At 60.8% G+C, this 13,300-nt stretch carries 10 protein-coding genes; 7 read left to right on the top strand and 3 right to left on the bottom strand.

The genetic code is table 11. The features are described from left to right. Positions 1–51: 51 nt before the first annotated feature. Complete coding sequence (locus tag I2H36_RS02825) at positions 52–789, bottom strand: FCD domain-containing protein (protein ID WP_196262338.1); 738 nt, start codon at positions 787–789, stop codon at positions 52–54. Positions 790–1,163: 374 nt separating this feature from the next. On the opposite strand from I2H36_RS02825, the gene aldA reads away from it, so the two are divergent. The 7 genes from aldA (at position 1,164) to I2H36_RS02790 (ending at position 10,123) form a co-directional block, all read left to right on the top strand. Beyond that, a complete protein-coding gene (gene aldA / locus I2H36_RS02820; RefSeq protein ID WP_210330896.1) occupies positions 1,164–2,636 on the top strand; it encodes an aldehyde dehydrogenase in 1,473 nt (490 codons plus the stop codon). A 77-nt stretch (positions 2,637–2,713) separates the two neighbouring features. Next, complete coding sequence (locus tag I2H36_RS02815) at positions 2,714–3,694, top strand: ABC transporter substrate-binding protein (protein WP_210330895.1); 981 nt, start codon at positions 2,714–2,716, stop codon at positions 3,692–3,694. A 71-nt stretch (positions 3,695–3,765) separates the two neighbouring features. Further along, complete coding sequence (locus I2H36_RS02810) at positions 3,766–5,295, top strand: sugar ABC transporter ATP-binding protein (RefSeq protein ID WP_196262337.1); 1,530 nt, start codon at positions 3,766–3,768, stop codon at positions 5,293–5,295. Further along, positions 5,288–6,289 (top strand): ABC transporter permease, encoded by a 1,002-nt coding sequence (locus I2H36_RS02805; protein ID WP_196262336.1) that lies wholly within the window; start codon positions 5,288–5,290, stop codon positions 6,287–6,289. Before I2H36_RS02810 ends, I2H36_RS02805 begins: the two co-directional genes overlap by 8 nt. Further along, complete coding sequence (locus I2H36_RS02800; protein ID WP_196262335.1) at positions 6,286–7,260, top strand: ABC transporter permease; 975 nt, start codon at positions 6,286–6,288, stop codon at positions 7,258–7,260. Before I2H36_RS02805 ends, I2H36_RS02800 begins: the two co-directional genes overlap by 4 nt. A 43-nt stretch (positions 7,261–7,303) precedes the next feature. Next, positions 7,304–8,392, top strand: a complete 1,089-nt coding sequence (locus I2H36_RS02795; RefSeq protein WP_196262334.1) for a mandelate racemase/muconate lactonizing enzyme family protein — start codon at positions 7,304–7,306, stop codon at positions 8,390–8,392. Positions 8,393–8,434: 42 nt separating this feature from the next. Continuing rightward, on the top strand, positions 8,435–10,123 hold the full coding sequence (locus I2H36_RS02790; protein ID WP_196262333.1) for a GMC family oxidoreductase: 1,689 nt from the start codon (positions 8,435–8,437) through the stop codon (positions 10,121–10,123). Here I2H36_RS02790 and fdhD read toward each other — a convergent pair. After that, a complete protein-coding gene (gene fdhD / locus I2H36_RS02785; RefSeq protein ID WP_196262332.1) occupies positions 10,115–10,942 on the bottom strand; it encodes a formate dehydrogenase accessory sulfurtransferase FdhD in 828 nt (275 codons plus the stop codon). The genes I2H36_RS02790 and fdhD overlap by 9 nt on opposite strands. Then, positions 10,939–13,251 (bottom strand): FdhF/YdeP family oxidoreductase, encoded by a 2,313-nt coding sequence (locus I2H36_RS02780; RefSeq protein WP_196262331.1) that lies wholly within the window; start codon positions 13,249–13,251, stop codon positions 10,939–10,941. Before I2H36_RS02780 ends, fdhD begins: the two co-directional genes overlap by 4 nt. Between the last annotated feature and the right edge of the window lie 49 nt (positions 13,252–13,300).

The raw sequence follows: 13,300 nt of genomic DNA, 5'->3' as shown, positions 1-13,300 counted from the left end.
ATCGCATCGCTGCAACGATCGCAGTCGTTATTCGATGTAACAAGGCTTGATTCAACTATCCGACGGAAAGGTGGACCTCACGAACTCCCATGCTGCAACAAGATGGCGGCGCATGGCCTCCTCCGCATTGTCGGGATCACGGGCAAGGATGGCTTCGAAGATGGCCTCGTGCCCGGCGCAGTTCATCTGGTCGATGCCTGCACCGCGCTTCATTGAGCGCCAATGCTGAGTCAACCAATCCACATAAGCCTTGTGGATCGCCGGGTAGATCGGATTTCCAGGAATCCGATAAAGGACTGCGTGAAATGCAGCGTCGGTCTCATCAAACAGAACCGGATTGCCGATCGCCTCTCGGTTGGCGTTGAGCGCCGCCCGGAGATCTTCGAGATCGTCACGCCGCGCGTGCTTCGCGGCCCAGCGCGCCAGTGTGGTCTCCATGAAAATCCGGGTCTCGAACAGATTCCAGACGCCCTTCCGATCAATCATGAGATGACCGACGAGATTGCCCACCTTGTCGACAGCGACCTCATAATCAGGCTTACGGACAATAGGGCGATGCCCGAGGCGCGTTTCAACGAGGCCGCGATTGGCGAGCGAGACTATCGCCTCCCGAATAGCCGCCCGGCTCACGCCGTAGCGCTGCATCAGGTCGCGCTCGGCCGGAAGGCGTTCACCCTCCTGAAGGCCGCCTGTTTCAATCATTCGTACCAGTTCGGCTGCCACTGCATCCGACCGCCGGGTGCCTGCCTCTGTCGCGGCGTGGCCATGCAGCTTCTCGCTCTGGTCCATGCTCCCCTCGTTCTTGTCATTCAGTCCCTGGCGCGCGTTCTACGCGTGGTAGAGTTGATCTGCAGGCAGGTGAACGTAGCATATGGTCCGACCAAAATCCATGGACCTATGATTGAGGCGCCTAATATCCGCCAGAATTAATCAGCAAATCCATAGCATCAGATTGAGAAGGCTGAGAACGATAGGCCTTGACAGCTCACGACTGTCTGACCATCCTAAATTCGGTCGAACCAAATAGATCACGAACTGACGTTTGGTTTGACATTGCTCCGCTTGAGCAAACAGGGAGAGAGACTGGTGACGCCATCCCAAGGCACCCCGCTGTCGAACTCTGACCCGCAGATTCCCTGGAGGGAATTTGGCGAGGACCGGCCATGACCACTTCGGTTCAGGTTGGCCACCAAGAGGCTGTGACCCACTACCAGATGTATATCGACGGGGTTTGGACCGATGGCCGGTCAACAGGACGCTCCGAGGTCGAGAACCCAGCCAACGAGGCTGTCTTTGCCTCCGTCCCGGCGGGAACAGCCGAGGACGCGATTGATGCTCTGGAGGCAGCGCGTCGCGCACAGCCCGCATGGGCTGCCCTCCCGCCGATCATTCGTGCCGGCTATGTGTCCGATCTTGCAGCGGCGGTTAAACGGGACAAAGCGCATCTCGCACGCGTCGTGGTGCTGGAGCAGGGCAAGCCTCTGAACCAGGCCGAAGGCGAAATCGATGCCGTTATCACCTTCCTAACCTTCGCTGCCGAGAGCGCACGCCGCATTGAGGGCGACATTCTCCCTTCAGACTTCCAGAATGAGGAAGTCTGGATCCGCCGGGTCCCCTTCGGCGTAGTCGTCGGCCTGACGGCCTGGAACTACCCCGCGGCTTTGGCTGCTCGCAAGATCGGCCCTGCTCTCGTTGCCGGCAATACCATGGTGGTTAAAGGACACGAGTCTACTCCCCTGTCGGCGCTTGAGATCGCCCGCCTTGCGCATGAGGTCGGCATCCCGAAGGGCGTGCTCAATGTTGTGACGGGCGACGGACGCACGGTGGGTGATGCGCTGGTACGCTCCCCGATCAGCGCCATGATCACCATGACGGGCAGCGTCCGTGCAGGACGGGAGATTTATGCGGCAGGCGCCCATGATCTGAAGGTCGTGCGCCTTGAACTGGGCGGAAAGGCGCCATTCATCGTTCTTGATGATGCCGATATCGAAGCGGCCGTAGAGGCGGCCATTGTCTCGCGCTTCACCAATTGCGGTCAGATCTGCACCTGCAACGAGCGCATGTATCTGCATAAGGCCATCGCCGAGCCTTTCCTCGACAAGTTCGTATCCCGCGTTAAGCAGATGCGCCTCGCCGATCCCATGACCAACCCCGATATGGGCCCGAAGGTGAACCGACCTGAAGTCGACAAGGTCGAGGAGATCGTGAACGACGCCATTGCGGCCGGTGCCGAGGTTCTCGCAGGCGGGCATCGTCTGACGGAAGGTGACTTCTCCCGTGGTCATTGGTTCGAGCCTACGGTGCTCCGGGTCGATACCAACAAGGCATCCGTCATGCAGCGGGAGATCTTCGGTCCGGTTGCTCCGGTCATGACGGTCGACAGCTTCGAGCAGGCGCTGAGTTTCGCTAACGACAGCAGCTACGGCCTGTCGGCTTATGTCTACACCAACGACCTGCGCCGGGTGATGCGGCTCTCACGCGAGCTCTCCTTCGGCGAGCTTTATGTCAACCGTCCTTGCGGTGAGCTTGTTCAAGGCTTCCACAGCGGCTGGAAGCATTCCGGCCTCGGCGGCGAGGACGGGAAGTACGGTTTCGACGGATACCTGCGGAAGCAGACAACTTACGTCCGCTGGTGACGACCCGCAGCCATAAAGGATCGCGGCAATAGCTTAAGAACCCCGACAACGGGGCATAAAAAACCTGATGGAGGAAGATGATGCTGAGAAGGACTTTCCTTGCCCTCGCGACTGGTGTTGCTGCCATTGGTCTAGGACTTGGCGGCGTGTCCGCGCAGGAGTTGCCTAAGCTGAAGCAGAAGGACAAGTACAAGGTCGGCTTCGCGCAGACCGAGTCGAACAACCCGTGGCGCATTGCGCAGACGGAGAGCATGAAGGCGGAGGCCGCCAAGCTCGGTCATCAGCTCGTCTACACGGATGCTGCCGGGTCTGCCGCCAAGCAGGTGGCAGATGTCAATTCGATGATCGCCCAAGGCGTTGACCTGATCTTCCTCGCCCCACGAGAGGAAAAGCCTTTGATCCCGGCCGTCATGGCCGCCAAGAGAGCAGGCATTCCAGTCGTCCTTCTTGATCGAAACGTAGACCAGAGCCTGGCCAAGGCTGGCCGTGACTACGTGACATTCATCGGCTCCGATTTCGTTGATGAAGGCAAGCGCGCCGCTGAGGCTCTGACCAAGGCCATGAACGGCAATGCCAAGATCATCCAGCTCGAGGGCACCACGGGCTCCTCGCCGGCCAATGATCGCCGCAAGGGCTTTGAGGATTACATCAAGGCCCATTCCGGCATGAAGGTCGTGGCCTCTCAGTCGGGCGACTTCGCACGTGACAAGGGCCGCCAGGTAGCCGAAACGCTTCTGCAGGCGCACCCCGATGCAACCGCCATCTACGCACACAACGACGAAATGGCGATCGGTGCTATCGCGGCCCTTGAAGCGGCTGGCAAGAAGCCCGGCAAGGACGTGATCGTCGTCTCGATCGATGGCACCCGTGACGCACTGCAGGCCATCATCGACGGCAAGATGCTCGCGACAGTGGAGTGCAATCCGAAATTCGGACCTAAAGCCTTCGAGACCCTGGCCCGCTACGCCAAGGGCGAGCAAATCGAGCCGTGGGTGGTGAACACCGACCGCTTCTTCGACAAGTCGAATGCGACACAGCTCATTGCGGACGCCTACTGAACCGCAAAGGCGCTGCCCATGACATTGGGCAGCACCTTTCTTGTGTAACTGAACACATGAATGGAGCTTCCATGGCGCCACTTCTTTCCATGCATGGCATCGACAAGCGCTTCGCCGGCATACCGGCTCTGCGCTCGGCCGAGCTCGTGGTGGAGAGAGGTGAGGTCCATGCATTGATCGGCCAGAACGGTGCCGGCAAGTCCACGATGATCAAGATCCTGACCGGCTACTACAGGAAGGATGCCGGTGAGATCCTGTTTGACGGTAAGCCCGTGGAGTTCTCCTCTCCACAGGATGCGCAGCGCTCCGGCATCAGCACGATCTACCAGGAGATCAATCTCGTACCCTATCGTTCCGTCACGGAGAACATTTGCCTCGGGCGGGAAAAGCGCCGCTTCGGTCTTCTCGACTGGTCCGCCATGCACGAGGAGGCGCGCGCCCTCCTCGCCCGTTTCAAGATCGGTATCGACGTGCGCCGCCCGCTCATGGCCTATCCCACGGCCGTGCAGCAGATGATCGCCATCGCACGCGCCATCGGTTTCGAAGCCAAGCTTGTCATCATGGACGAGCCCACTTCCTCTCTCGACGAACGTGAGGTGGGGGTGCTGTTCGGTGTCATCCGCCAGCTTAAGGAGGCTGGAGTTTCGGTGATCTTCGTGAGCCATAAGCTCGACGAACTCTATGCCGTGTGCGATCGGGTCACCATCATGCGCGACGGCCGCACCGTGCAGGTCGCCCCGATGACCCAACTTTCCCGGCTCGATCTGGTCACTTCCATGCTCGGGCGCGAGCTGTCGCAGGTTCTGCACGAAGGTCATGGCATGGCCGATGCGGCAGGCGAGGCACGTGAACATGTGCTGAAGGTCCAAAACCTCTCTGTCGGCCGCAAGGTCAGCGATGTCAGCTTCGATGTCAGGCCTGGCGAAATCGTCGGCCTCGCCGGTCTGCTTGGGGCAGGCCGAACGGAATCCGTTCGTGCCGTGTTTGGAGCCGACAGGCCGGATGCCGGCACAATCGACTTTGCAAGGCGCGAGAATGCCATAGCGACACCTTCGGATGCCATCCGGGCCGGTATGGGCTTTTGCTCTGAGGATCGAAAGCTCGAGGGCATCATCCCCGACATGTCCGTGCGCGAGAACCTGACGCTCGCACTCATGCCGCAACTGGCCCGGCGCGGCATCGTGAATGAGGCTCGCAGCCGAGAGATCGTGGACCGTTTCATCAAGCGGCTGGGCATCCGCTGCACCGGTCCGGAACAGCGGATCCGTGAACTCTCCGGCGGCAACCAGCAGAAGGTGCTGCTGGCCCGCTGGCTCTGCATGAACCCAAAGCTCCTCATCCTGGACGAGCCGACCCGGGGCATCGATGTCGGCGCCAAGGCCGAGATCCTCAGCCTGATCCGAGAGCTGGCTGGACAGGGCCTCGGCGTCCTGATGATCTCGTCGGAGTTGGAGGAGGTGGTGGAGGCAGCCAGCCGCATCTTTGTCCTTCGCGATGGCCGCACCGCTGCCGAGTTGAGGGGCGATGCCGTGAACGAGCAGAGTGTGATGACTGCCATGGCTCATGGGCACGAGAGCGCCCGAGAGGCTGCCCATGGCTGATACGGCGACCACCCTGCCCCCGGCGCATGGAGCGCCTCGCTTCGATGTCAGAACCATTCTCACGCGCTATGGCGCCTGGATTGCATTGGCGCTCCTGATCTTAGTCAACCTTGCCATCACGCCGAACTTCGCCACGTGGCAGACCCTCAACGTCAATCTCACCCAGGTTTGCGCCATCGTCATCGTTGGTGTCGGGATGACCCTCGTCATCGCCACGGGCGGCATCGATCTCTCGGTCGGCGCTCTCATGGCGATTGCCGGCGCGCTGGCGCCGCTGATCTTTCTCGGCAAGCTCTTTCTCCTGCCCCACCCGGCCATTGGCGTGGCGCTGGCCTTCATCGTGCCGGTTCTGGCGGCGGCGGCGCTCGGCTGGTTCAATGGCTGGCTCGTGACGCGCCTTCGCATTCAGCCGATCATCGCCACACTCGTGCTCTTCATTGCAGGGCGCGGGATCGCCCAGGTCTTCACCAACGGCAATCTGCAGGTGTTCAACCTTCCGAGCTTCCAGTTCATCGGCCTCGGGCGAGTCTTCGGCATCCCCTTCCAGGCAGTCCTGATGATCGTCATCGTGGCGGCAGCAGCCTGGATGCTCAAGCGGACCGTATTCGGACGTCAGATCCTCGCCATCGGAGGCAATGAGAAGGCCGCCCGGCTGTCCGGAATTCCCGTCGCGTCCGTGAAGCAGCGGGTCTACCTGATCAGCGGTCTTCTCTCCGGCATCGCGGGTCTGATCGTCATCGCCCGCAATTCTGCCGCAGATGCAAATCTCGTCGGCCTCGGCATGGAGCTCGATGCCATCGCGGCAGTAGCAGTGGGCGGAACGCTCCTCACCGGCGGCCGCGCCACGGTCATCGGCACCCTGGTCGGGGCGCTCATAATCCAGCTCGTCCGCTACACGCTTCTCGCCAACGGCGTCCCTGATGCGGCTGCCCTCGTGGCGAAGGCTGCCATCATCGTGCTGGCCGTCTGGTTGCAACGGCAGGGTCGCCGATGAATTCAATCCCGCTCAAGCTTTTTCAAGGGACAGGACGTTACGGGGTGCTCCTCGCCCTTTTCGCTCTTATCCTGTTCGGCTGGGTGCGCTATGAGAACTTTCTCGGCGCCTTCAACGTGCTCTCGGTGCTGCGCTACAACAGCATGTTCGCCCTGGTTGCGCTCGGGATGTGCTTCGTCATTATCACCGGCGGTATCGATCTCTCGGTGGGTTCAACGGCAGCTTTCGGAAGCGTCGTGGCCGCCCTGCTCTCGCCCTATGGCGTAATGCCAGGATTGCTCGGGGGCTTGGCCGCTGGATTGGTAGTCGGGGCCTACAACGCCTTCATCATTACTCGATTGAATATCCTGCCCTTCATCGCCACGCTCGCAACCATGCTGGCGGCAAGCGGCTGTGCGCTGCTGCTAGCCAATAATCAATCGGTTTCTGTGTCCTATGAGACCGGCTTTGTGGAACTCGGCCAGGGTGATTTCCTGGGCTTTCCCATTCCAGCCTGGATCGCGCTCATCGCCTATCTTCTCGGCTCTCTCATTCTCAACTTTACCTCATTAGGCCGCTCTGTGCTCGCGATTGGGGGCAACGAGGACGCGGCCCGTCTCATGGGGCTGCCAGCCCAGCGGGTGAAAGCACTCGTATACTTGGCGAGCGGCGGCCTCGCTGGCCTCTCAGGTGTGATACTGGCGGCGCAGTTCGGCGCTGGTCAGCCAATCGAGGGTGTCGGCTGGGAGCTGTTCGCAATCGCGGCCGTCGTGGTTGGCGGCACGCTGCTGACCGGCGGCGTTGGCTCCGTCGGCTCGACGCTGGCCGGCGTACTTCTCCTCGGCCTGATCTTCAACATCCTGAATTTCGAGAACGGTCTCGGCTGGATCAGCCTCTCAGCCTATTGGCAATCCGTTATTCGCGGTGCGTTCTTGCTGCTCGTTGTCGCCATCCAAGCACGGTTGAGCATGCGCGCTCAAGAGACGGCCTGAGAGCTAGCCGCATATTGGACAATCAATAGGACGAAGGATAATTATGCCCCGGATCACCTCCATCGAACCCGGCTTCTACCGCATCCCGCTGCCGACGGTTCTGACCGACTCCATGCATGGTGAGATGCGCACGTTCGAACTCAACACGGTGCGCATCCGCGACTCCGATGGCGCTGAGGGCGTCGGTTATACCTTCACGGTGGGGCGCAACGGTGCGGCCATTGACACGATCCTTGCCCGCGAGTTGCCCGAGATCATGGATGGCGAAGAAGCCGATGAAATCGAGCGCCTCTGGCACAAAGCCTGGTGGGCGCTCCATTACGGCGGCCGCGGCGGTCCGACGGTACTGGCGCTCTCCGCCTTCGACATGGCCCTGTGGGACCTCAAGGCCAAGCGCGCCAATCTCCCACTCTGGAAGGCACTTGGCGGCTTTGATCCCAAAGTGCCTTGCTATGCCGGTGGCATCGATCTTGACCTGCCTCTCGACAAGCTCTTGCGCCAGACGGACGACAATCTTGGAAAAGGCTTTCGCGCCATTAAGATGAAGGTCGGTCGCACCAATCTGTTCGAGGATGTGGAGCGCGTGAAGGCGATGCGCGAGCATCTCGGCGCCGGCTTTCCGCTCATGGTTGATGCCAACATGAAATGGAGCGTCGATGGCGCAATCCGTGCTGCGCGGGCGCTTCAACCTTTCGACCTCACCTGGCTTGAGGAACCGACAATCCCAGATGATCCAGCAGGCCACGCCCGGATCGTGCGAGAGGGTGGACTGCCGATTGCCGCCGGTGAAAATCTCCGAACGCTCTGGGAATTCAAGCTCTACATCGCTGGCGGCGCGGTCACATATCCTGAGCCTGACGTCACCAATTGTGGCGGCGTCACGCCGTTTATGAAGATCGCCCATCTGGCGGAGGCCTTCAATCTGCCGGTCACCAGCCATGGCGCCCATGACGTGACCGTGCATCTCCTCGCCGCCTGCCCCAACCGCTCCTACCTCGAAGCCCATGGCTTCGGACTCGAGCGTTACATCGCTGAGCCCTTGGAGATTCAGGAAGGCTTCGCCCTGGCGCCGAAACGCCCTGGTCACGGCATCGCTTTCGACTGGAGCGGCCTCGATCAGATCAGGGCCTGAGGCATCGGAGTTCCTCCGGAATTTTTCAAGCAGGATGCAGGGATGAAAGAGCGTTTCGACTACATCGTGGTGGGCGGCGGGTCTTCCGGCTCCGTGGCAGCCGCGCGGCTCGTCAATGAAGGTAGGCGCGTCCTGCTCCTCGAAGGTGGCTATTCCCATCGCCATCCGCTCCTCGACATGCCGCCGGGCATCTTCAAAATGATCAACGGCAGCAAGTACATGCGCTACCATCACACGGTGCCGCAGGAGCATCTGGACGGGCGTGTGCACGATATCCCACAGGCCAATGTCCTTGGCGGCGGATCCTCGGTCAACGCGCAGGTCTACATGCGGGGGCGCCCGTCCGATTATGATGAATGGCACGAGTTGCTGCACGGAGAGAATGACTATCCCGGTTGGAGCTGGGCTGACGTCCTACCCCACTTCCGCACCATGGAAGGCAACAACAGGTTCTTCAACGAGTTGCATGGCGCCGATGGACCGCTGCTGGTGTCGGATCCCGGGCACATCAACGACATGTCCCGCTGGTTCGTACAGGCGGTTCAGGCCCTGGGCGAACCTTTCAATCCCGATTTTAACGGTCCCAAGCAGCGCGGCGTGGGGTTCTACCAGTTCATGAACCGGCGAGGCCGGCGCAGCAGCGCGGCTTACGCCTTTTTGGCACCACTCGCCGATAATCCGAACCTCGTCATCCGCCTGCAATCACGGGTGAGAAAGATCGATGTCGAGAATGGGCGAGCTGTGGGTGTCACCTATCGAGATGCAAAGGATGTCGAGCATCAGGTCTATGCAGACGGCGAAGTGATCGTGGCATCCGGCGCTCTCGTGACACCACAGCTTCTGATGCTGTCCGGCATCGGACCAGCCGACCAGTTGCGGAAGCACGGGATCCCCTGCATCACCGATCTTCCTGGCGTCGGTGAAAATCTTATCGACCATCCGGAGGTGCCGCTGATTGCGAAAGCCAACGGACCCTATGGCTATTATAAACAGGGGGTCGGCTGGCGCATGCTCCTGAACGGTATTCATTTCCGGCTATTCGGCTCGGGGCCAATCCTATCGGCGGGGGTCGAAGCCGGCGCCTTCGTCAACCCGACCGATCCCGACGCCGAACCGACGATCCAGGCATTCTGCGTGCCAATCGTTTACCTGGATCGGGACACCCTCAACCTCGTCGAGGATACCTATGGACTGACAATCACCACAGTCGTGGTGAAGCCTAAGTCCCGTGGCTATGTTCGCCTAAAATCGGCTAATCCGGACGACATGCCGCTCGTCTCGCCCAATCTGCTGAGCCATCCCGATGATGCTCGGGCAATGATCGATGGTCAGCGGTTCTTCCTCCGAGCCTTCCAGACCACTCCCCTCGCTGAGCGGATCGAGCGCATATCGATTCCTGATCCTGGCGACATCAGTGACGAAGCAACCATGAAGCACTGTCGCCGCTTCGTGAAAACGAATTATCACCCAAGTGGGACCTGCCGGATGGGCACGGCGAGCGACCGTATGGCCGTTTTGGATTCCAGATTGCGCGTCCGCGGAATCGAAAACCTGCGGGTTTGCGACCTCTCGGCCATGCCCAACATCAATGCGGGCAACACGAACGCACCTGCAATGATGCTCGGAAGCCGTTGCGCAGAACTCATCACCGGTCTTCCGACTACCAGCACCTCTCAATTCGGGCCGCGCCTTTCCGAGCAAGGTGACATGAGCGTCGCGACACTAAGCTGAGATACAGGCACCGAGACGCTGGATGCGTTTGGGATGGGTAAAGACCTCAAAGGAGTCTTCTCGCGCCACGGCCACCAGGGTGAGTCCACATTCATCGGCAACCCTGACAGCCAAGGCTGTTGGAGCCGAGATCGCGGCGATGATCGGAACTCCCATGCGGGCTGCCTTTTGCACCATCTCCACCGACACGCGACTCGTCAGAAGCACCATGCTGGCGAAACACGACTCACCGGCTCTTGCGAGAGATCCGGCAAGCTTGTCGAGGGCGTTGTGCCGGCCGACATCCTCACGGATGGCAATCAAACCCTGCCCAGGGCGCCAGAGAGCTGCGGCGTGAATGGCTCTCGCTTCTCTGTTGAGCCGTTGCGCATTGGACAAGTCCGCCATGGCGGCGGCAATTGCGCTCGGAGGCAATTGAAGAGCGCCGAGGACCTTCGGCACTGTTTGGACAGCCTCCGCTAGAGACTCTACCCCGCACAATCCGCAGCCGACCGGCCCAGCCATGGCACGCCGCCTAGACTGGTAGGCACCTCGGCAGGTTTCCTGCAGCCACATTCTGACCTCGCAACCAAGATCGTGCTCGACGATCTCCATGGAGGTCAGGCCCTCCGGATCGGCAATGATTCCTTCCGATAGACTGAAGCCGAGGCCGAAATCCTCCAGATCAGCGGGGCTGGCCATCATCACCGCGTGGGTGGACCCGTTATAGGTGAGCGCCACAGGCGTCTCTTCCGGCAGCGCCCGCTCCCCGGCGACGAACACCCCATTGTCCACGCTGGTCTGCGGCAGGCGGATGACCGGTTCCAGGTTAAGGCTCATTCGGCAGCCTCTGGCAATTGCTTCTGCTGCAGCGTGATGCGGATCGGGATCGACTTCGCCGCCGGCACCTTGCTCTTGTCGGCATGGTGCCAGACCGGGATCAGGGGATTGCATTCGGGATAATACGCCGCACAGCATCCTTCGGGGATATCATACGGCGTGACTCTCAATCCGTTCACCTGACGCACGATGCCATCGTCGACAGCCGTCGTGAGGGTGACCATGTCTCCCTCCTGGAGGCTCAGCCGGGCGATGTCGTTGCGGCTCATGAAGAGCACCATGCGCGTGCCCCGGACGCCCCTGAACCGGTCGTAATAGCCGTAAACCGTCGTATTGAACTGGTCGTTGGAACGCACCGTCATGAGCTTGAAAATGTCGCGGTCATTCTCGGCGATCCCGAGATCGGCCTCAAGGCTTTGCGGCACAACGAAGTTCGCTTTGCCGGTCTTCGTCTTCCAGCGGCGCTCACGCGCTGCGATCGGGCGATGAAAGCCGCCGGGCTTCCACATGCGCCCGTTGAAGGCGCGGAAATCCTCCGGATAGGTCTTCTCAATGGCATCCCGGACGCGGGCGTAATCGGCCACCCATTCGTCCCATGGCACCTTGGGATTGGACGGCAGGGTCGCCTTTGCGAGTTCGGCCACGATACGCGGCTCGGACAGGAGATCAGGGCTTGCAGGCTTCGCAATGCCCTTGGAACCGTGGATGCAGGCGGTCGAGTCCTCAACCGCCACGGCCTGAGGTCCTGTTGCCTGTTCATCGATCTCGATCCGACCGAGGCACGGGAGGATGTAGGTCACTTCGCCTGGAATCAGATGATTGCGATTGAGCTTGGTGGAAATCTGTACTGACAAGCGCAGACGCGTCCAAGCTTCTTCCAAGGCTGCCGTTTCCGGAGCGGCGCGCACGAAGTTTCCGCCGAGCGCGACGAAGGCTTTGACTTCATTCTTGATGATGCCTTCGCAGGCCTCCACCGTGGTCATGCCCCTCCAGCGCGGCGGCTCGAAGCCATACTGCTCATTGAGCTTGTCGAGGGGCACGAGTTCGGGCTTCTCTGCAATACCGACCGTGCGCTGGCCCTGAACGTTGGAATGGCCGCGCACCGGGCAAATGCCGGCACCCGGCTTGCCGATATTCCCGCGCAGGAGCAGCAGGTTGACCACCATCTGAACATTCTCGACGCCCGCCTTGTGCTGGGTGAGGCCCATCCCGTAGATGCCAATGACGGCGTTCGCGCGGGAATAGGCTGTCGCCGCAGCTTCCAGGGTTGAGCGGGAAAGACCTGAACGGCGTTCCAACTCGGGCCACTGCGCTTGCCGGGCGGCCTGCGCGAATTCCTCGAAGCCGTGGGTATGCTCGGCGATGAAGGCATGGTCGAGAACGGGCCTGCCTCCTGTGGCGCGCGCCTTGTCATCGGACTCGATCAAGATCTTGGCCAGGCCCATGAGAGCCGCCACGTCTCCACCGATCTTCACCTGATGATACTGCGACGAGATGCGAGTCTCCGACCCGGTCAACATCTCGGTCGGCGCCTGCGGATTGGTGAAGCGCTCCAGGCCACGTTCTTTCAGGGGATTGAAGGTGATGATGGGCACACCGCGCTTGGAGGCTTCCTGGAGCGGGTGCAGCATGCGCGGGCTGTTGGTGCCGACATTCTGGCCAAAGAATAGGATGCAGTCGGTCAGCTCGAAATCGTCGAGAATTACCGTACCGACAGGAACGCCGATGCTCTCCGGCAGCGCCACAGAGGTGGTCTCGTGGCACATGTTGGAGGAATCAGGCAGGTTGTTGGTGCCATAAAGCCGGGCAAAGAGCGCCCACATATAGGATGTCTCAAGCGAGGCACGACCTGAAGCGTAGAGCACTACCTGACGCGGATCGAATCCTTTCAGCTCCTGGCCGATCTCTTGAAAGGCTTTGTCCCAACTGACGGGGACGTATGTATCAGAAGCACTATCGTACCTCATGGGGTGGGTCAGGCGGCCAGCCTCCTCGAGATCGTGATCCGACCACGTCCGCAGTTCGGGAAGAGTGTGCCTGCCGAAGAACTCGGGCGTCACCCGTTTCGTGGTGAGTTCCCAGGCGGTTGCCTTAGCGCCGTTCTCGCAATACTCGAAGGGATGCGGGTCGGCTGGCTTGGCCCAAGCGCAGCTGACACAGGCATAACCGTCAGGCTTGTTCTGCTTAAGTAGAATGGCGTTGCCGCTGACCAGTCGCCCCTCCTTGGCCAGGATGCTTTCGACGGAGCGGACGGAGCCCCACCCACCTGCAGGGCCCGGATAGGGTTTGATCTTTGGCTCGTCGCTCATGGGGGCAGCCTCCCGCATACCGCCGCTCATGGGCGGCGTTCGATAGAAC

This window comes from Microvirga terrestris (assembly GCF_015694425.1).
Taxonomy (GTDB): domain Bacteria; phylum Pseudomonadota; class Alphaproteobacteria; order Rhizobiales; family Beijerinckiaceae; genus Microvirga; species Microvirga terrestris.
Note: the sequence above shows the minus strand (reverse complement) of the source record. Positions and strands in the feature narration are given on the sequence as shown.

Excerpts from the sequence above, each read along its gene's own strand:
- I2H36_RS02825 (WP_196262338.1), bottom strand. The coding sequence starts at position 789 with ATGGACCAGAGCGAGAAGCTGCATGGCCACGCCGCGACAGAGGCAGGC.
- aldA (WP_210330896.1), top strand. The coding sequence starts at position 1,164 with ATGACCACTTCGGTTCAGGTTGGCCACCAAGAGGCTGTGACCCACTAC.
- I2H36_RS02815 (WP_210330895.1), top strand. The coding sequence starts at position 2,714 with ATGATGCTGAGAAGGACTTTCCTTGCCCTCGCGACTGGTGTTGCTGCC.
- I2H36_RS02810 (WP_196262337.1), top strand. The coding sequence starts at position 3,766 with ATGGCGCCACTTCTTTCCATGCATGGCATCGACAAGCGCTTCGCCGGC.
- I2H36_RS02805 (WP_196262336.1), top strand. The coding sequence starts at position 5,288 with ATGGCTGATACGGCGACCACCCTGCCCCCGGCGCATGGAGCGCCTCGC.
- I2H36_RS02800 (WP_196262335.1), top strand. The coding sequence starts at position 6,286 with ATGAATTCAATCCCGCTCAAGCTTTTTCAAGGGACAGGACGTTACGGG.
- I2H36_RS02795 (WP_196262334.1), top strand. The coding sequence starts at position 7,304 with ATGCCCCGGATCACCTCCATCGAACCCGGCTTCTACCGCATCCCGCTG.
- I2H36_RS02790 (WP_196262333.1), top strand. The coding sequence starts at position 8,435 with ATGAAAGAGCGTTTCGACTACATCGTGGTGGGCGGCGGGTCTTCCGGC.
- fdhD (WP_196262332.1), bottom strand. The coding sequence starts at position 10,942 with ATGAGCCTTAACCTGGAACCGGTCATCCGCCTGCCGCAGACCAGCGTG.
- I2H36_RS02780 (WP_196262331.1), bottom strand. The coding sequence starts at position 13,251 with ATGAGCGACGAGCCAAAGATCAAACCCTATCCGGGCCCTGCAGGTGGG.